The following is a 16599-nucleotide window of genomic DNA, read 5'->3' as shown; positions in this document are numbered from 1 at the left end:
AGCACCGGCAGCGCAGGGAACCGTCGTTTGCAGGCCGGCATCACCTGAATATCAACAAACTTTATTGCGTGTCGGCATTTGCCTTCAACTCCGCCCGCTTCTCGTCCGACACCACGGCGAGGTCGAGCACCTTTTGCAGGCCGGCGGCGTGGCGGAAGCTGGGCTCGCTCTGCACCCCGCTGGTGACGGCGTCGACGAAACGCTGGTAGTTGGTTGGCACCGAGCCGGCGTCGAGCTCTTCCCATTTGGCGTTCTCGACATTGTCGCCGACGCAGGCCTTGAGCAGCGAGCCGTCGAGATTGTGCACCACCTCGATGCCGCCCTTGTCGCCATAGATGCGCAGGCGCAGTTCGTTGAGATGGCCGGTCGCCCAGCGGCTGGCATGCACCACGCCGAAGGCGCCGTTGGAAAAATCCAGCGTCATGGCGAAGCTGTCATTGGCGTCGAGTTCGTAGTCGCCGATGCGATTGCCGGGCGCCTTGTCGAAGGCGCGCAGCCGGCAGAAGACATGGTCGATGTCGAGAGCGGCACCATAGCTGGCGAAATCGAGGATGTGGATGCCGACATCACCGAGCACGCCATTCGAGCCATGGCCTCGCGACAGTCGCCAGAGCCATTTCGGATCGGTGTGCCAGTCGCCCCAGAATTTCGACACCAGCCAGCTTTGCAGATAGGACGCTTCGACATGTCTGACCGTGCCGATTTCGCCCGCTTGCACCATCTGGCGGGCCTTCTGCAGCGCCGCGACATTGCGATAGGTGAGGTTCACCATGTTGACGATGCCGGCAGCCTCGGCGGCATCGGCCATCTCGGTGGCCTTGCCGTAGTTCTCGGCCAGCGGCTTCTCGCACAGCACCGGCTTGCCGGCGGCGATCAGCGCCATGGTGGTCGGATGATGAATGCGGTCCGGCGTGACATTGGCCACCGCATCGAAGCCGCCCCATTTCAGCACCTCCTCCAGTGAGGTGAAGCGGTTGGGGATGTTGAAGCCGTCGGCGAATTCGCCGACGCGCGCCGCATCGACATCGACGGCACCAACGATGTCCACGCCCTCGATGGCGCCGAACCGCCTTGCATGTTCCTGCGCCATCCAGCCGGTGCCGAGTATCAAAAGCCGCATTTCTTGCTCCTTGGAATATTCAGAATCCGACGTCTCAGAGGCGCTGCCAGATCGCCTTCAGCGGCGAACGCATGGCTTGCTCGATCGCCCGCAACTGCTCGCTGGCCAAGGAGGTCACTCCCGGATTGACGACCGTCAACGCGCAGACACCGAACGCCGCCGGCCAGACGTAGCGCAGATCGTTCAGCGACGCGGGCTTATGGCAGCACGGCGTGGTGACGGACAGGTCGGCGAAGCCTGCCGCGAAGGCCTGGTCCATGGCACCGCCCCACCATTCCTCGATGTCGCCGCCGCAGAACGGGCAATGGACGCTTTCCGTATTTGCTCCGGCGTCGAAAAACGTCACCCCCTCTTCGGATTCGACGGCGACATGCTCAGCCTGCGGGAACAGTCCGCGCGCGACATTCACGGCCGCGGCGGCAGCCGGCTCGTCGGGGTGCCAGTGCGGATCATGAGGCACAAGGCGCAGAAAATTATCTGACATGGCTCCTCCTCCCGGTCGGCGCCTCAGATAGCGCGGATGATGCCGCCGTCGACGCGGATGTTCTGGCCGGTGATGTAGCCGGCGCCGTCGGACGCCAGGAAGGCGATGGTCGCGGCGACCTCTTCCGAGGTGCCGTAGCGCTGCATCGGCACGCTGTCGCGGCGCTCCTCGGTGGCCGGCAGGCTGTCGATCCAGCCGGGCAGCACGTTGTTCATGCGCACATTGTCTGGTGCATAGGTGTTGGCGAAGATCTTGGTGTAGGCGGCAAGCCCGGCCCGGAACACCGCCGAGGTCGGAAACATCGGGCTCGGCTCGACCACCCAGGCGGTCGAGATGTTGATGATGGCGCCGCCCTTCTGCTTGACCATCTGCGGTGCCACGATGCGCACCGGCCGGATGACGTTCAGCAGATAGACATCCATGCCGGTGTGCCATTGCTCGTCCGTGATCTCGAGGATCGGCGCGCGCGGCCCATGGCCGCCGCTGTTGACCAGCACGTCGATGCGGCCATAGCGCTCCAGCGTCAGGTCGACGAGGCGTTGCAGATCGTCATTCGACTGGTTGGAGCCGGTGACGCCGAGCCCGCCAAGCTCCTTGGCCAGCGCCTCGCCCTTGCCGGACGACGACAGGATGGCGACGTTGAAGCCATCCGCCGCCAGACGCTTCGCCGCCGCCGCACCCATGCCGCTGCCGCCAGCCACGACGACAGCTATTTTTTCTGAACTCATCTGATTTTCCTTCTTGGGTTGGCGGGCGCGAAGCCTTGGCAGTTGGCGGTGTATAGCCGGTTTCGTCAGCCAGTTCGAACCAGAAAGCCTGAACCAGCATGCAGAAAAACTCTCCCATGGCGCTGCGAGTTCAGACAGGCAGCAGGGCGTCGGGCTTCACATTGGCGATCGAGGCATAAGTGTGCGTTTCCCGGACGCCGGGCAGCGGCAGGATGACCCGCTGCAGGAAATCCTGGAATACCGCCATGTCGGCGATGCGCGCCTTGACCAGATAGTCGAAACCGCCGACCACCATGTGGCATTCGATGATTTCCGGCGCCCGCAACACCGCCTCGGCGAAGCGGTCGAAGACTTGCGGCGCAGTGTGGTCGAGCCGCACCTCGATGAACACGAGCTGTGCCTGCCCGATCCTGGCGGGGTCCAGAATGGCACGCACCGCACGGATGAACCCTTCGGCGAACAGCCGCTTGACGCGCTGCGCCGCCCCTGTCGGCGACAGGCCGACCCGCCGCGCCAGATCGAGCGTCGTGCGGCGGCCGTCCTCCTGCAACAAGCGCAGCAGCGAGCGATCGATACGGTCGAGATCGTCCATTTCAGGATTCACACATTTGAGCCAGGACTAGCGTGATAGTCACGCCAAAATCGCAAAAACAGCATATTTCATCACGCCGCCAGATCGCAATACCGTTGCCGTGCACTCCAGCCGACAACGAAAGCGGATCCCATGACAACAGCCCTATCGATCTCCCGCAGCGCCCAGGCCAAGGGCGATACACCAGTGCTCTTCTTGAGCGAAGCCGAGGTGAAAACCTGCATCGACCTTCGCCAGCTTCTCGAGGCGCTGGCCGGCGGCTTCAAGGCGCTGTCCGATGGCAAGGTCGTCAATCCGGCGCGGCCGCAGCTCGACATCCCCGCTGCAGGCTATTCGCTGGCGATGCCGGCCTGGACGGCGGGCATGCATCTGACGGTGAAGATCGTCAACGTCTTCGAGGGCAACATTGCCAAAGGCATCCCCAGCCACCTCGCCACCATCCATCTGTTCGACCCGCAGACCGGCATGCCGGTCTGCGTCATGGACGGCACCTACATCACCGCCGTGCGTACCTCCGGCTCGGCTGTGCTGTCGGTTCGCGAACTCGCCCGGCGCGACGCCAAGGTAGCGACGGTGGTGGGCGCCGGCGTGCAGGCCGGCCAGCACTTGCACCTTCTGCCGCTGGTGCGCGACTTCGCCGAGATCCGCGTCGTCTCGAAGGAATTCGCCGATGCGCAGGCGCTTGCCGCGCAGCATCCCGGCGTCGTCGCCGTCAGCGATCTTGAAGTCGCGGTACGCTCGTCCGATGTCGTCTGTCTGGCCACGCATTCCTACGCACCGGTCATCTCGGCCGACTGGGTGCGGCCCGGCACCCATGTCTCGTCGGTGGGCGTCGCACCGCCCGGTGGCGAACTGCCGGTCGACCTCATCAGGCGGGCAAGCCTGTTCGTCGAGACAAGCGAAGCCTTCGCCCCGACCCCGGTCGGCTCCAGCGAGCTCGCCGGTCTCGATCCGCAAACCGGAACCGAACTCGGCGAAATGCTGCTCGGTCTACGGCCGGGACGCGTCAGCGCCGAGCAGGTCACCGTCTACAAGGCGATGGGCGTTGCCATGGAAGACATGGTGGCGGCCGACCTCGCCTATCGCGAAGCGGTTCGGCGGGGATTGGGTCGGGCTGTTGCGTTGTAGCGGGCTGGCCGGGCTCATCGTTTAAGTCGGCGCTGCCTCTCATAGCCCGTACGATGGGCAGGCCGGTTGAATATCAACGCGCCTTGGGCAAGCCGGGCAGCATCTGGCTCAGCAGGCGATCGCCAAGGAAGACGTGATGGAAGATGGCCGCGGCGGCGTGCAGGCCGGCGAGCCAGAGGATGATATCGCCAAGCGTGCCGTGGATGTCCGCCAGCGATGCGCCGGCGCCCCACGGGTCGAAAAACGGACCGATGGCGCCGACACCGTAGACCGTCACCGGGTGACCGCCGAACCATGCGCCGAGCATGGCGGTCGCCGGAACCGCGAACAGAAGCGCATAGAGCGCCCAGTGCGTCACCTTGGAGGCGACGTCCATCCATGCCGGCATCGGCGGTGCATCCGGAACGCTGTCGAACAGGCGCCAGACCAGACGCGCGACCAGCAGCCAGAAAACGGCGAAACCGAGTGACTCGTGAAGCAACAGGGTCGAGGCGCGGGCCTCAGAATAGACCCGCGCCGGCGGTCCACCTTCGGAGACCAGGAAGGCGATGAGCACAAGCAGTGCCGTCAGCCAGTGAAATGCCTGGGCAAGGTTTCCGTAGCGGGTTGTCGTACCGGACAGCGACATGCAAAAGCTCCGTTGGACACAATTGTCGTCAAGTGAACATCCGAGTTTGCCGTTCATGTGGCGGCGACCTCGCGACGGCTGGGGCCGCGCGGGCGACGGCACCGCGCGGAGGTGGAACGCTCCGCCGGGATATGAGACGCTGACCGCCAAGCCTGGCCAGGAGATGCAACGATGAAACCCACACTGCCGCTGCTGTTGAGCCTCAATGGCGGCTATGTCGATACGGCCGGGTTCCTGGCGCTGCAGGGCCTGTTCACGGCGCATGTGACGGGAAATTTCGTCACCCTGGGCGCCTCCCTGGTGCTCGGCATCTCGGGCGTGCTGGCCAAGCTTTTGGCGTTGCCGGTGTTCTGCATCGTCGTCATTCTGACCCGGCTGGCCGGCGAGCGCTTGCGCAGGCGGGGACGGCAGGCGCTTGGGCCGCTGCTGACGGCCAAGCTCTTGCTGCTGATTGCTGGTGCTGCGCTGGCGATCCGCTTTGGCCCCTTCGCCAGCGGTGACGGTGCGGCGGCAATCGTCACCGGCATGGTGCTGGTCGCCGCCATGGCGATCCAGAACGCGGTGCACCGCGTCCATCTCGCGGCCGCACCGCCATCGACGCTGATGACCGGCACCACCACCCAGATCATGATCGACGTCAGCGATCTTCTGGGCGGCGTGAAGCCAGAGGCCCGCCCTGCCCTCATTGCCCGCCTGCGGCGCATGTCGGTGGCGGTCGCCGTGTTCGCGGCCGGCTGCGCCGCAGCCGCACTTGGCTTTGCCTTCGCCAATGTCTGGTGCTTCGTCGTACCGCCGGTGATTGCGCTCTTTGCCCTGCTGTCGCAGCTTGCGGCGCCGGACGGGGAAACCAGCTAGCCCCCTTCATCCGTCCAGATCAGGCGCAGCAGGCGCAGCAGCGTTGCCCGCTCCTTTTTTGTCAGCCGCTGCAGGAACCGATCCTCGTGCCGGCGAACCTGTTGCCGCCATCCGGGGATGGCCTCCCTGGCGGCCGGCGTCAGGGCAAGCATCTGCACGCGCCGGTCGCCGGCATGGTCGTCGCGCTCGACCAGCCCGCGCTCTTCCAGTTCGGCAAGCAGCGGTGCCATGTTGGCGCTCTTCATGCCGAGCAGGCGGCAGAGCTCGGCGGCGCGGATGCCGGGCTTCTCGTCGATAAGCGCCAGCATGCCATAGGTGACCGGGCGCAGCGCCGCCTCGGCCAGCTCGACCGCGAAATCATTGAGCGCAACGGCCGAGGCGCGTTTGAGATTGTAACCGATCTGCGCGTCGAGCACGTCTTCAGGTGTCGCGCCTGGCGCACTGCTACTGATGTGAGCCTCGTCCATGCTGCAACCGATCGCCGCGATCAAGCACCTTGTCAAGCGAAAAAGACTATGCGACATAGCAAATATGATCGCTATGCTGCATAGCAATTTTCATCGATGCAGCGGCGAAACAGGAGGACCCGACCATGACCGATGAGACCGTTGCCTTCGATGTCGAGAACGGCATAGCCTGGGTGCGCTTCAACCGTCCGGACAAACGCAATTGCATGAACCCGGCGCTCAACCGGCGAATGATGGAGGTTCTAGACGAGTTGGAATTCCGCGACGATGTCGGGGTGCTGGTGCTGTCGGGCGAAGGCAGCGCCTGGTCGGCGGGCATGGACCTCAAGGAGTATTTCCGCGAGACCGAGGCCAAGGGCCTAGGCGCCATCCGCAAGGCGCAGTCCGAAGCGTACGGGTGGTGGCGGCGCCTGCGCTGGTACGGCAAGCCGACCATCGCCATGGTCAACGGCTGGTGCTTCGGCGGCGGCTATGGCCCGCTCTTCGCTTGCGACCTCGCCTTCGCCGCCGACGAGGCGCAGTTCGCCCTGTCAGAGATCAACTGGGGCATCCTGCCGGGCGGCGGCGCCACCAAGGTGGTGGTCGACCTCTTGTCGATGCGCGACGCCATGTACCACGCGCTGACCGGCGAGCTCATCGACGGCAGGAAGGCCGCCGCCTGGAAACTGGTCAATGAAAGCCTGCCGCTGGCGGATCTGAAGGCACGTGTCACCGAGGTCGCCACGCTCTTGCTGAAGAAGAACCCGATTGCCCTGAAGGCGACCAAGGACGCCATCCGCCGCGTTGCCGAGATGACCTACGACAATGCCGAGGACTATCTCGTGCGGGCCCAGGAGGCGGCCAATTCCCACGACAATGAGGGCCGCAAGGAAGGCATCCGCCAGTTCATCGACGAAAAGAGCTACAAGCCGGGTCTCGGCGCCTACGACAAGGCAAAGTGATCCCGCAAAGCACAGGCAATCCTGGGGAGGAGACGCAGATGCCGGCCTGGACGACTTCAGACCCCGTGTCCCTGCACGCCAGAGCGCAGCCGGATCGTCTCGCTTGTGTCGACTTGGCCACCGGCCGGCGCTGGACCTATTTCGCGCTGGACGAAGCCATCCAGCGTGCGGTCGGCGTTCTCGAAGCCGGCCATGGCATCGCGGCTGGGCAACGGATCGCGACGATAGCCCGCAACAGCGCCGATCTCTTGATCCTGCAGCAGGCCGCGATGCGGCTCGGCGCCATCTTCGTGCCGCTCAACTGGCGGCTTGCCAGCGCCGAGCAGAAGACGATCCTCCAGGATTGCGATCCGGCCCTTCTGTTGCATGACTCAGCCCTCGATATGGCGCTGCCAAAAGGCTGCAGGCCGGTCGAAGTCGCGGCCTTCGCGGCGGCGGTCGAGGCGCGTGCGCCGGCAGCGCGCCGCCCGCTGCCGGCGGACGATACGCCGTCGATCATCCTCTACACATCCGGCACGTCGGGTCGGCCGAAAGGGGTTATCGTCACCGAGCGCAACGCCCTGGCCACAGCGGTCAATTTCGGTGTGCTGGGGCGGGTCGGCAACGCCAGCATCTTCCTCTGCGACGCGCCGATGTTCCATGTCATCGGCCTCATCACCAACCTGCGGCCGCCTCTGCTTCAGGGTGGCACGGTGCTGATCTCGCCCGGCTTCGATGCCGGCCTCACCAACCGTCGCCTTGCCGATCCCGCGCTTGGCGTCACCCACTATTTCTGTGTGCCGCAGATGGCCAGAATGCTGCGCGACCATCCGGATTTTGCGCCTGCGAACTGGACTTCGCTCACCGCCATCTTCACCGGTGGAGCGCCAAACCCCGCCGCCGATATCAACTGGTGGCTGGCGCAAGGTGTGCGCATGGCCGACGGCTTCGGTATGACCGAAGCCGGCACCGTGCTTGGCATGCCGGTCGAGACCGACCGGATCGCACGCAAGGCGGGTTCGGCGGGTCTTGCGGCGCCGGCGATCTGCCTGCGCATCGTCGACGACGATGGCCGCGACGTGGCCGCCGGCGAACCTGGCGAGATCTGGCTGTCCGGCCCCGGCATCACATCAGGCTACTGGAACCGGCCGGAAGAGACGGCGCGCGCCTTCACCGCCGATGGCTGGTTCCGCACCGGCGACATCGCGCGGCAGGACGGCGAAGGCTTCGTCACCCTCATCGACCGGCGCAAGGACATGTTCATTTCTGGCGGCGAGAACGTCTTTCCGGTCGAAGTCGAGATGGCGCTGCTCGATCATCCCGACATTGCCGAAGCGGCAGTGATCGGCATCGCCGACCAGCGTTGGGGCGAAGTCGGGCGCGCCTTCGTGGTGGTCAAACCCGGTCGCGTTGTCGACCCGGCCGATCTGGCAAGCCACTGCGGCGCCCGCATCGCCCGCTACAAGGTGCCGAAGGAGTTCTTGCTTACCGATACGCTGCCGCGCACCGCATCCGGCAAGATCCAGAAACACATTTTACGCGGCTGGACATCACCGACCAGCGGGCAAGCCTGAGGCATACCGCCTTTTCAGCCCGCAGGCGCGGACCGAAAAGTCGCCACGGCCGCCGCAACGATTTCCGCATTGTCCCTGGCAACGCTGCCATCGGCGAGCGTCTTGCCGTCCTCCAGACCGACCCGCGTCGACCAGCGCTTGCGATGCGCAAGCGCGACGAACGGCCAGACCGTGGCGTCGACGCCGTGCAGCAGGATCGGCCGCCGCACCCCGCCCCGCTCGAGCACGGTGGCGATGCCATGGGCCTCGTCCAGTGCAGCCGGCAGGTCCTGGATGTCGATCTCGATCAGGATGCGCAGCACGCAGCCGTGGTCGGCAAGACCGACGAAACGTTCGGCATCGGCTGTTGTGGCAAGCCCCGCTTCGATGCCGACGCCGCGCTGGCGCAGCAGCTCCATCACCCCAGGCGCATCAGCCTCCGACAAATTGACCGACGCATAGTCGGGCAGTTCCTGCCAAGCGCCGATCGCGGCGCGGGTCCGCGCGACATCGTTCTCGATCCAGGCGCCGGTCGACACGCCAATCAGCGTGCCCGGGCAGGCCCGGCGCACCGCCAGCACAGTGGCATTGACCGCCGCCAGGCTTTCGCGTTCGTCAATGCGCGGATGGATGTGCAATTCGGCCGCACCGGCGGCGACACAGGCCACCGCGTCGCTCGCCATCGCCTGTGCATCGAGCGGCAGCCCGGGGTGGAAATCACGTGGGCGCGCGCCGTTGATGCAGGCCTGGACGATCATCGATCTCACCTCGGACAGGGGAGGTCGCAGTCTAGCCGCGCAGCAAGACGCGGCAAAGAGTTGGAGACTTCGCTCCTGACAGCGCGCGCAACATTCGCGGCATTTGAATAAAAGCCGCCTGTGGATATTTACCCCGCATTCCGCCAGGCCCGCCAAGATAGATTGGGGCGGGATCATGGAGAGACCATTGACCAGTGATTTTTCAGCGGCCCGCATCCACCTCGAACGCGCCTATCACTATCTGCAAGGCAGTGACGAGACGAGCCGCATGGCATGTGAGGCCCTCGATCTGTTGATCGAAACGGTGGCAGAGGCACAGCACAGGCCATCCGAGGCTGGAGTGCTGGAATTTCCGCAATCGACGGCGCGGCGAACCGCATAAGATGTTTTGAGACTCAGGCCGGCTGGCCCGGCCTGATTCTCAACACACCTGAACCTCAATATACCTGGATATCTGGATCACGATGCCTTTCGGGCCGCCACCACCCTGGTCGCGCGCGAAACGATCGCCTCCAGCGGTTCGGGCCGGTGCAGCAAGAACCCCTGGCCGAAGGCGACGCCCATATCGCTCAGCATCGTCAACGTGTCCTGCCGTTCGATCTTCTCGCCCACCACAGCGCAGCCCAGGCTGCGGGCAATGCTGGTGATAGCCAGCACGATCTCGCGGTCGAAGCGGCTTTGCGTGATGTGCTCGATGAAGGAACCGTCGATCTTGATCGTGTCGACGGGGAAACGCCTGAGATATTCGAACGAACTCATGCCGGCGCCGAAATCGTCGAGGCTGACCCGGCAGTGCCGCTCACGCGCCTTGCGCACGAATTGTTCTGCGGCGTCGAAATTCGTGACCGCGGCGGTCTCGGTAATCTCGAAGCCGATGCCCGAATGCGGCGCCCCGGTCTCCTCGATGACGCTGTCGACAAACGCCCACAATTGCGGATCGCTCAACGTCTGCGCCGACAGGTTGAAGCCGAGCGTCAGCGCGCCCGAGCGCAACGCCGCGCCGTGCCGCGACAGCGCGGTGCGGATGATCCAGCGGTCGAGCCTGGAAGCGATGCCGAACCGCTCGGCCACCGGAATGAACTCGCCGGGCGACACCAGGCGGCCATTGCGTGCGGTGAGCCTCGCCAGCACTTCGACATGGCGGCTCTCTTCCCAGGGCCTGCCCAGCAGATGGATTTCCTGGCCGAACAGTTTCAGCCGTCCGTCTTCCATGGCATCGACGGTGTCGGCGGCGATGCGCGCCGCATTCAGCCCGCCCGACCCCGATGCCGTCTTGACGGAGAACACAGCGAAACGGTTTCGCCCGGCAGCCTTGGCTGCGTAGCAGGCATCGTCGGCGCAAGCCAGCGCGTCGGCCACCGTGGTGCTAGCATCATCGACAAAGGCGATGCCGATCGAGGCCGCCAGCTTGCGCGTCGATGCGGCCGGGCCGAGATCGGCTTCGCGCACCGCGCCAAGCACGGCGGTGGCGATCCGCTCGGCCTGCACGGCATCGCAATGCTGCACCACCAGCGCGAATTCGTCGCCGCCCAGCCGCGCTGCGTGCGCCGATGGCGGCAGACAAGCACGAATGCCGGCGGCAACGCTCTTCAGCGCCAGGTCGCCGGCGGCGTGGCCGGCAAAATCGTTGAGCGCCTTGAAGTAGTCGAGATCGACATAGAACACGGCGAGCGGCGCACCTGCCGCGATATGGTCGGCGAGCAGCCGGTCGAAGGCGGAGCGGTTCCACAGGCCGGTCAGAGCGTCATGGCGGGCCGCGTAGGCGAGCTCCTGCTCGCGCAGCTTTTCCTCGGTGATGTCGCGCACCGTGCCGAGGATCTGGCCGGCAGCACCCGCGGCGGCGACGAAGCGGACCAGCGATTCGATGTGGCGGATCTCGCCGTCGCGCCTGATGATACGGTATTGATTGGCGATGACCGCGTCCGTTCCCATCGGTGCCCGGTGCGCGCGCTCGGTGGCTTCCTTGTCCTCGGGATGCAGATAGCTGTGCCAAAGGTCGGCCGTCACCTCGTCGGTGTCGGCGACGAGGCCGAACATGTCTCTGGTGCGGGTGTCCCAATAGCTCTTGTTGGTGGCGATGTCGTAGTGCCAGATGCCGGTGCCGCTGGCGGCGAGCGCCAGGCGGAAGCGCACATTGACCTTTTCGAGCTCGGCTTCGGCCGCCTTCTGCTTGGTGATGTCGGTCTGCACGCCCATCAGCCGCAGTGGCTTTCCGGAAGCGTCGCGCTCGACGATGCCACCGCGATCGAGCACCCACACCCAGTGGCCTTGCTTGTGCTTCAGCCTGAGTTCGGTCTCGATGGCGTCGGTCTGTCCGGCAATGTGGCGGTCGCCGCTGGCCAGCGCCCGCTCGCGATCGTCGGGATGGGTCAGTTGCAGCCACAGGTCGCTGGTGTTGGCAAGTTCGCTTTCGTCATAGCCCAGCATCCGCGCCCAGGTCGCGGAATAAAAGCAGTCGCCGGTCGCAAGATCCCAGTCCCAGACGCCAAGATGGGCGCGTTCCAGGGCCTTGGCCCAGAACGTTCCATTGCGACTTTTCTTGTCCTCACGCGTCATCGTCTGTTTCGCTCATCCCCACCCGCGGGGCAATCTGCAGCAAAACCAGAGAAGAAACAGTTACCGAAGGAAGACTGCCCCAGGGCGGCGATCCTGCGTTGCCAGCTTGCGTGAGCGTTGCCGGCACGTTCCCGCCTTTCGATTGGCCGGCAAGAACCGGAGTTTTGCCCCCAACGGATCGTCCTAGTGCTTGCCCAGGGTCATCGGCGAAGGCCGGTGATCCCCAAGACAAACAGGAAGAGGACCTCCCAATGACCAAACAGGAAGACAACAAGGCCGTCGTCGTCAGATGGTTCACCGACTTCTGGGGTGAAACCTGCGACCTGTCGGTGGTCGACGACATCGCCGCACCCGACATGCTGCTGAAATACTCGCTGCATGAGCCGCGCCGCGGCCGCGACGACATCAAGGCCTTCATGACCGACTTCCGCGCCGCTTTCCCGGACCTCAATTTCTGGGCCACCGCCGAGCTCATCGCCGAAGGCGACTATGTCGTCGGCCAGTGGGAGGGCGGCGGCACTCATGCCGGCCCGGCGTTCAACGATTTCCTCGTCGGTTCGCTGCCGGCCGCTACCGGCCGCACCATGCGCTTCACCGGCACCACCGTGCTGAAAGTGGTCGACGGCAGGATCGTCGAGGAGATCGGCCTCGACGACGGCGTCGCCGCCCTCACCCAGCTCGGCCTGGTCAAGGCCGCCTGATCGCTGGGCCATCGCCGTCCAGGCGATGGCCCCACGTTCAATCGCGGCCGAAGCCTGATGGAAAGGCCGCCTGCAACGGTCGAAAGCCTCGGATGGCGGCGAATGACGCAGGTGTGTTGCGGCGCAACATCGTTGTCAATGAATCCTTGCCAAAAAATTGTGAATTATAACTGTGTAACGAATAAAATTTTACTTGGATACAAGTGTAACCAGTTGGTAATACATCGCCTGCGAAATACTCCATAACAATTTTCTGGGCAGCTGGCGGGATGTCCTCCGATGAATGCGCACACCGGGCAGCGCGGCGGCAATAGCCGCTCGTCCGCCCCTCTTGACCTGGACGTCGCGGCAACCAGGAGCGGTTGGCTGCTGACTGCCCTGTGTCTGACCTATGCCCTGACTGCTCTTTACCTGGAGCCGGATCGCTATCTGCATCTGGCGCATTCCTATGCCAGGCCGTTCGTCTTGTTGTTGCCCACGCTTCTGGCGGCTGGGCTCGGCCTGGCGGCGCTGACATTTGCCAGGCGCAACCCGACCAGGTACATGCTCGACACGCTCAGCCAGAGTTGGCTGGCAGCCACACCTGTCATCGTTTTGTTCTATCTCGGCATCACCGCCTTCACCACCCTGAAGGTCGCCATCCCGGACGTCGTGCCGTTCTACGCCGACCGCGCCCTGGTGGAGCTTGATCTTTGGCTGCATGGCACCGATCCGTGGACTTGGGCGCACAGCGTCGTTCCCGAACCGTTCTCGGCCGTGATTTTCGCCGGCTACGCATATGTTTGGCATGTCCAATGGTTCGGCATTTTGCTGTTCGTCGCCTTCTGGCGCGATCCAGTCAGGCGCTTGCGCTATCTATGGGCGTTCGCGCTGACCACGATCCTGTGCGGCACCGTTCTTGCGACCTTGCTGTCGTCCGCCGGCCCGATATTCCACGACCAGTTCTACGGCGGTGACCGGTTTGCCGGACTGCGAACCGCCCTGACTGAGAACGGCTCCGCCGCACCGGTTTATATCTATGCCAACTATCTGCTTGCAGCCTACAGGAGCGGACGTCCTGAGCTGGGCAGCGGCATCTCCGCCATGCCAAGCATGCATGTCGCCTTCGTTACGCTCAACGCGCTCTTCCTGACCGGTTTCGGTCGTCGCTGGGCCATCGTCGGCTGGTCCTTTGCGGCCTTCATCCTGTTCGGCTCGGTCTATACCGGCTGGCACTATGCCGTGGATGGCTACCTCTCGATCCTTGTCGTCTCCCTGCTCTGGTATGTGACGGGGCGTTTGCTCCTGCCGCAAACGAGCCGGGACATCGCCGAGCTGGGATCGGCGATCCCCGATCCGGTAGCACAATGACCGGGCCTGGCTGACGCCGGACAGCCGCGCCCCACAGGCCTCGGGCGAATGGCCAGGCGGCATTGCGCCGCCTGGCCATTGCCGGCTACTGGCTCGGCGCCATCGCGTGTTCGCATGACACTTTGGGGTTCATGTCGGCGAAGGTGCCGGTCGGGTTGCCCTTCCACGCCCAGACATGCAGTTCGTAGAACGCGCCCAGGCCATAGCGGTTGGGCGCGCTGTTGAAGTTGAACAGCTGTCCGTCCAGCGACGCCGGCCCTTTCGAGGTGATGTATTCGACCGCCACCAGCTTCAGCTTGCCGTCGGCCATCGGCTCGTACATCACGGCTTCGGGACGCGCGATGTCGATCTTGTCGTCCTTCAGGTACTGGCCGTTGACGTAGTGGATGCCCATGGCGCCGCCGGTGATGCCGCTGGCGCAGGGAATGGGCGCATAGCCCTCGGCCGTCGCGGCCTTGACGTCGACAAACCGGCTGTTGGCAGCCCGTACCTTGTCGGCCAGCGGATTGGGGCCGGACGCAGGCGCTTCCTGATGCGCCTGCGCGAATGCGGTGCAGACGGCCAGCATGGCCCCCGCCATGAGAAGCCTGTTTCGGACGTTCGATATCATGTTCATTCCATTCTTCTTGAAAAAGCACAGCTGGCCGGCCGCCGAAAATAAGGAGGCCCGACACACAAGCGCTGTGACTGTTGTTGCTTGGAGATCCCGCAATCGATGCGACGAATGCCGGGAACGGTCATCCCTTCGGCAGATACGGGATCGTTCCGGCCAGATCGGTGTTGTCGATCATCTGGAAACGGCTGTCGCTGCCATCCTGTCGGGCCGAAACGAATGGCGCATACGCCGGATCGTTGGTGAAGGCACGCGCCGCCGCTTCCGACGGGAACGCCATCAGGGCGATCAGCGTGGTGTCGAGCGGCTTGCCTTCGAGCGTTTTCACATTGCCGCTGCGCGACAGGTATCTGCCGCCATGCTTGTGGACGAGATCGTGCACCGAGGCGGCATAGGACGGCATCCACTGCGGGTCCTTCACCTTGATGTCTGCGATGATGTAAGCGGTCATGGTCGTCTCCTGATTGTGGCGCAAGGGGTATCCCGTGCACCGGCCAAGAGGTCGCATGGCAGGACGCCGGCCAACCAGTCCGCGATCTGTACTGGGGTGGTACAGTTTCCGTACTGGCCGCTTCCTTCATGAAGGCCTAATATTCAGCTCAGGTTCGAGGGAGAGGCACCAATCATGACCCAGCACGGATACAAGCAGTTCTGTCCGCTATCGATGGCAGCCGAGGTGCTCTGCACCCGCTGGACCATGGTTCTGCTGCGCGAACTTGTGGCAGGCTCGACCCGTTTCAACGACCTGCGCCGCGGCGTGCCGAAAATGTCACCGACCCTTCTGTCGCAACGGCTCAAGGAGCTCGAACTGGCCGGGATCATCGAGCGCAAGGAAGTGCCGGGCGAGAAAGGCATCTTCGAATATCGGCTGACGGAAGCCGGCAGGGATTTGCGCCCAGTCGTCGAGGCGATGGGCTTCTGGGGACAGAAATGGGTCGAGTCCCGGCTGTCGCTGAAAAACCTCGATCCGTCGTTGCTGATGTGGGACATGCGGCGCAACCTGAACCCCTCGCCGCTGCCCGATGGGCGCACGGTGATACAATTTCTGTATCAGGAGCTACCGGCGTCCAAACGGTCGTGGTGGCTGATCGTCGAGAAGCACGGTGAGGTCGATCTGTGCTGGTACGATCCGGGCTTTGACGTCGATCTCTACGTCTCGACCGACTTGCACACGATGACGGCGATCTGGATGGGGTTGATCACGGTCGAGAAGGCCGGGGCAAAGGTCGCGTTGACCGGCGACCAGCACATCGCGAGGAAAATGCAGACCTGGTTGGGTCTCAGCCCATTTGCGATCGAACCCAAGCGGGCGGCGTAGCAACGACGGCTCGGGCGACGGCGGTCGGCGGCGCTTGGCGTCCGGCGACGGCTCAGGCGCGCTTGCGGCCTCTGGCATTTGCAAGATGGTAGGGCTGCACGAGGACATCGGCGGGAATGTTCCATTCCTTGTTCAGTTTGAAGATCATATCCAGGGTCAAGGCGCGCTTTCTGTTCAGCACCTCAGTCGCCCGAGGCGACGACCCGATCACCTCGGCCAGAGCCTTTCGCGACAGGTTGAACAGTTCCATGTGTGAGTGAATAGCTTCGACGGGATCGGGTGCCTTAATCGGATAGTGCTTATCCTCATAAGCTTCGATCAGAGTTGCGAGAATGTCGAATCGGTCACCATCGAGGGAGCCAACCTCCGGCTCATTCTCGAAATACTTGGTGATTTCGGCGATCGCCCAATCGTAATCGGCTTCGGTCTTAATGGGTCGAATATTTTCCATCACACCTTCTCCGGATCAATCTTGTCATACTCTTTGTGTGTCCCGACGAATTTGATCAGAACGCGGTGAAACTTGTAGGCGACGTGGACAATCAAGCGAAACTTATTGCCGCCGATGTCGAAAATGACGCGATTGTCACCCACGAAGTCGACTGTCGCCCCAAACGCGTCCTTGATGTCAGCCGGGGTCTTCCAATCAGCATTGCCAACAGCCACATACCAAGCTGTCAAAGGAGCTTCGGCCTGGTTGTGTTTGGCCCAAAAGTCCTTCAGGGCTTTCTTGGCAATTATCTGCATGGCCTGATATAGCAAGTTCCCAATTTGGGAACAAGAGGGTTTCCCCAATCAGGAAAGGCAGTTATGAGGCTTGCGCCTCCT

The 16599-nt window shown here is 63.8% G+C and carries 20 protein-coding genes; 8 read left to right on the top strand and 12 right to left on the bottom strand.

The features are described from left to right. Positions 1 to 61: 61 nt before the first annotated feature. From AC1D2G_RS08195 to AC1D2G_RS08180, 4 genes are all read right to left on the bottom strand, one after another. Positions 62 to 1120, bottom strand: coding sequence for a Gfo/Idh/MocA family protein (locus tag AC1D2G_RS08195; protein WP_477413210.1), 1059 nt, complete (start codon positions 1118 to 1120; stop codon positions 62 to 64). 34 nt (positions 1121 to 1154) lie between these two features. Next, positions 1155 to 1604 carry a hypothetical protein gene (locus tag AC1D2G_RS08190; protein ID WP_477413208.1) on the bottom strand — a complete coding sequence of 150 codons (450 nt, stop codon included), beginning with the start codon at positions 1602 to 1604 and terminating at the stop codon, positions 1155 to 1157. Between the two features lie 23 nt (positions 1605 to 1627). Further along, positions 1628 to 2332, bottom strand: coding sequence for an SDR family oxidoreductase (locus AC1D2G_RS08185; protein ID WP_477413206.1), 705 nt, complete (start codon positions 2330 to 2332; stop codon positions 1628 to 1630). A 130-nt stretch (positions 2333 to 2462) separates the two neighbouring features. Further along, a complete protein-coding gene (locus AC1D2G_RS08180; RefSeq protein ID WP_095091332.1) occupies positions 2463 to 2924 on the bottom strand; it encodes an Lrp/AsnC ligand binding domain-containing protein in 462 nt (153 codons plus the stop codon). Between the two features lie 132 nt (positions 2925 to 3056). Here AC1D2G_RS08180 and AC1D2G_RS08175 point away from each other — a divergent pair, with 132 nt between their 5' ends. Then, complete coding sequence (locus tag AC1D2G_RS08175; protein ID WP_477413204.1) at positions 3057 to 4052, top strand: ornithine cyclodeaminase family protein; 996 nt, start codon at positions 3057 to 3059, stop codon at positions 4050 to 4052. A gap of 73 nt (positions 4053 to 4125) precedes the next feature. Here the strand turns inward: AC1D2G_RS08175 and AC1D2G_RS08170 are convergent, their stop codons facing one another. Continuing rightward, entirely contained in the window at positions 4126 to 4680 is a 555-nt protein-coding gene (locus AC1D2G_RS08170; RefSeq protein WP_477413202.1) for a cytochrome b, read from the bottom strand. 171 nt (positions 4681 to 4851) lie between these two features. Here AC1D2G_RS08170 and AC1D2G_RS08165 point away from each other — a divergent pair, with 171 nt between their 5' ends. Then, a complete protein-coding gene (locus tag AC1D2G_RS08165; RefSeq protein ID WP_477413200.1) occupies positions 4852 to 5535 on the top strand; it encodes a YoaK family protein in 684 nt (227 codons plus the stop codon). On the opposite strand, the gene AC1D2G_RS08160 is transcribed toward AC1D2G_RS08165, so the two are convergent. Beyond that, positions 5532 to 6002 carry a MarR family winged helix-turn-helix transcriptional regulator gene (locus tag AC1D2G_RS08160; protein ID WP_477413198.1) on the bottom strand — a complete coding sequence of 157 codons (471 nt, stop codon included), beginning with the start codon at positions 6000 to 6002 and terminating at the stop codon, positions 5532 to 5534. The genes AC1D2G_RS08165 and AC1D2G_RS08160 overlap by 4 nt on opposite strands. A gap of 125 nt (positions 6003 to 6127) precedes the next feature. Here AC1D2G_RS08160 and AC1D2G_RS08155 point away from each other — a divergent pair, with 125 nt between their 5' ends. Then, positions 6128 to 6943, top strand: a complete 816-nt coding sequence (locus AC1D2G_RS08155) for a p-hydroxycinnamoyl CoA hydratase/lyase (RefSeq protein ID WP_477395997.1) — start codon at positions 6128 to 6130, stop codon at positions 6941 to 6943. A 38-nt stretch (positions 6944 to 6981) separates the two neighbouring features. Continuing rightward, positions 6982 to 8496: an AMP-binding protein gene (locus AC1D2G_RS08150; protein WP_477413196.1), complete on the top strand. Its 1515-nt coding sequence runs from the start codon at positions 6982 to 6984 to the stop codon at positions 8494 to 8496. A 14-nt stretch (positions 8497 to 8510) separates the two neighbouring features. On the opposite strand, the gene AC1D2G_RS08145 is transcribed toward AC1D2G_RS08150, so the two are convergent. Beyond that, positions 8511 to 9233, bottom strand: coding sequence for a 3-keto-5-aminohexanoate cleavage protein (locus tag AC1D2G_RS08145; protein ID WP_477413194.1), 723 nt, complete (start codon positions 9231 to 9233; stop codon positions 8511 to 8513). A 187-nt stretch (positions 9234 to 9420) separates the two neighbouring features. Between AC1D2G_RS08145 and AC1D2G_RS08140 the strand changes: the two genes are divergently transcribed. After that, complete coding sequence (locus tag AC1D2G_RS08140) at positions 9421 to 9615, top strand: hypothetical protein (RefSeq protein WP_167392369.1); 195 nt, start codon at positions 9421 to 9423, stop codon at positions 9613 to 9615. A 77-nt stretch (positions 9616 to 9692) separates the two neighbouring features. Here AC1D2G_RS08140 and AC1D2G_RS08135 read toward each other — a convergent pair whose 3' ends face one another. Then, a complete protein-coding gene (locus AC1D2G_RS08135) occupies positions 9693 to 11789 on the bottom strand; it encodes an EAL domain-containing protein (RefSeq protein ID WP_477413192.1) in 2097 nt (698 codons plus the stop codon). A gap of 251 nt (positions 11790 to 12040) precedes the next feature. Between AC1D2G_RS08135 and AC1D2G_RS08130 the strand changes: the two genes are divergently transcribed. Together AC1D2G_RS08130 and AC1D2G_RS08125 are read left to right on the top strand one after the other, a co-directional pair. Then, a complete protein-coding gene (locus tag AC1D2G_RS08130; protein ID WP_457154611.1) occupies positions 12041 to 12490 on the top strand; it encodes an ester cyclase in 450 nt (149 codons plus the stop codon). Positions 12491 to 12769: 279 nt separating this feature from the next. Continuing rightward, positions 12770 to 13840, top strand: a complete 1071-nt coding sequence (locus tag AC1D2G_RS08125; protein ID WP_095091321.1) for a phosphatase PAP2 family protein — start codon at positions 12770 to 12772, stop codon at positions 13838 to 13840. Between the two features lie 85 nt (positions 13841 to 13925). Here the strand turns inward: AC1D2G_RS08125 and AC1D2G_RS08120 are convergent, their stop codons facing one another. Then, the gene (locus AC1D2G_RS08120) at positions 13926 to 14456 is read right to left on the bottom strand and encodes a hypothetical protein (protein WP_477413190.1); all 531 of its coding nucleotides are present in this window, start codon (positions 14454 to 14456) and stop codon (positions 13926 to 13928) included. A gap of 121 nt (positions 14457 to 14577) precedes the next feature. Beyond that, complete coding sequence (locus AC1D2G_RS08115) at positions 14578 to 14904, bottom strand: DUF1330 domain-containing protein (RefSeq protein WP_095091320.1); 327 nt, start codon at positions 14902 to 14904, stop codon at positions 14578 to 14580. Between the two features lie 174 nt (positions 14905 to 15078). Here AC1D2G_RS08115 and AC1D2G_RS08110 point away from each other — a divergent pair, with 174 nt between their 5' ends. Further along, the gene (locus AC1D2G_RS08110) at positions 15079 to 15771 is read left to right on the top strand and encodes a winged helix-turn-helix transcriptional regulator (RefSeq protein ID WP_457152609.1); all 693 of its coding nucleotides are present in this window, start codon (positions 15079 to 15081) and stop codon (positions 15769 to 15771) included. Positions 15772 to 15823: 52 nt separating this feature from the next. Here AC1D2G_RS08110 and AC1D2G_RS08105 read toward each other — a convergent pair whose 3' ends face one another. Then, on the bottom strand, positions 15824 to 16222 hold the full coding sequence (locus AC1D2G_RS08105) for a helix-turn-helix domain-containing protein (protein WP_184875228.1): 399 nt from the start codon (positions 16220 to 16222) through the stop codon (positions 15824 to 15826). Then, the gene (locus AC1D2G_RS08100; RefSeq protein WP_457152607.1) at positions 16222 to 16518 is read right to left on the bottom strand and encodes a type II toxin-antitoxin system HigB family toxin; all 297 of its coding nucleotides are present in this window, start codon (positions 16516 to 16518) and stop codon (positions 16222 to 16224) included. The genes AC1D2G_RS08105 and AC1D2G_RS08100 overlap by 1 nt, the downstream gene beginning before the upstream one ends. Positions 16519 to 16599 lie beyond the last annotated feature (81 nt).

This window comes from Mesorhizobium sp. P2_C7 (genome assembly GCF_056404515.1).
This window is presented reverse-complemented; position numbering and strand designations above follow the sequence as displayed.

Excerpts from the sequence above, each read along its gene's own strand:
- AC1D2G_RS08105 (WP_184875228.1), bottom strand. The coding sequence starts at position 16,222 with ATGGAAAATATTCGACCCATTAAGACCGAAGCCGATTACGATTGGGCG.
- AC1D2G_RS08115 (WP_095091320.1), bottom strand. The coding sequence starts at position 14,904 with ATGACCGCTTACATCATCGCAGACATCAAGGTGAAGGACCCGCAGTGG.
- AC1D2G_RS08160 (WP_477413198.1), bottom strand. The coding sequence starts at position 6,002 with ATGGACGAGGCTCACATCAGTAGCAGTGCGCCAGGCGCGACACCTGAA.
- AC1D2G_RS08110 (WP_457152609.1), top strand. The coding sequence starts at position 15,079 with ATGACCCAGCACGGATACAAGCAGTTCTGTCCGCTATCGATGGCAGCC.
- AC1D2G_RS08190 (WP_477413208.1), bottom strand. The coding sequence starts at position 1,604 with ATGTCAGATAATTTTCTGCGCCTTGTGCCTCATGATCCGCACTGGCAC.
- AC1D2G_RS08100 (WP_457152607.1), bottom strand. The coding sequence starts at position 16,518 with ATGCAGATAATTGCCAAGAAAGCCCTGAAGGACTTTTGGGCCAAACAC.
- AC1D2G_RS08170 (WP_477413202.1), bottom strand. The coding sequence starts at position 4,680 with ATGTCGCTGTCCGGTACGACAACCCGCTACGGAAACCTTGCCCAGGCA.
- AC1D2G_RS08165 (WP_477413200.1), top strand. The coding sequence starts at position 4,852 with ATGAAACCCACACTGCCGCTGCTGTTGAGCCTCAATGGCGGCTATGTC.
- AC1D2G_RS08130 (WP_457154611.1), top strand. The coding sequence starts at position 12,041 with ATGACCAAACAGGAAGACAACAAGGCCGTCGTCGTCAGATGGTTCACC.
- AC1D2G_RS08180 (WP_095091332.1), bottom strand. The coding sequence starts at position 2,924 with ATGGACGATCTCGACCGTATCGATCGCTCGCTGCTGCGCTTGTTGCAG.
- AC1D2G_RS08155 (WP_477395997.1), top strand. The coding sequence starts at position 6,128 with ATGACCGATGAGACCGTTGCCTTCGATGTCGAGAACGGCATAGCCTGG.
- AC1D2G_RS08150 (WP_477413196.1), top strand. The coding sequence starts at position 6,982 with ATGCCGGCCTGGACGACTTCAGACCCCGTGTCCCTGCACGCCAGAGCG.
- AC1D2G_RS08125 (WP_095091321.1), top strand. The coding sequence starts at position 12,770 with ATGAATGCGCACACCGGGCAGCGCGGCGGCAATAGCCGCTCGTCCGCC.
- AC1D2G_RS08195 (WP_477413210.1), bottom strand. The coding sequence starts at position 1,120 with ATGCGGCTTTTGATACTCGGCACCGGCTGGATGGCGCAGGAACATGCA.
- AC1D2G_RS08185 (WP_477413206.1), bottom strand. The coding sequence starts at position 2,332 with ATGAGTTCAGAAAAAATAGCTGTCGTCGTGGCTGGCGGCAGCGGCATG.
- AC1D2G_RS08145 (WP_477413194.1), bottom strand. The coding sequence starts at position 9,233 with ATGATCGTCCAGGCCTGCATCAACGGCGCGCGCCCACGTGATTTCCAC.
- AC1D2G_RS08120 (WP_477413190.1), bottom strand. The coding sequence starts at position 14,456 with ATGAACATGATATCGAACGTCCGAAACAGGCTTCTCATGGCGGGGGCC.
- AC1D2G_RS08175 (WP_477413204.1), top strand. The coding sequence starts at position 3,057 with ATGACAACAGCCCTATCGATCTCCCGCAGCGCCCAGGCCAAGGGCGAT.
- AC1D2G_RS08135 (WP_477413192.1), bottom strand. The coding sequence starts at position 11,789 with ATGACGCGTGAGGACAAGAAAAGTCGCAATGGAACGTTCTGGGCCAAG.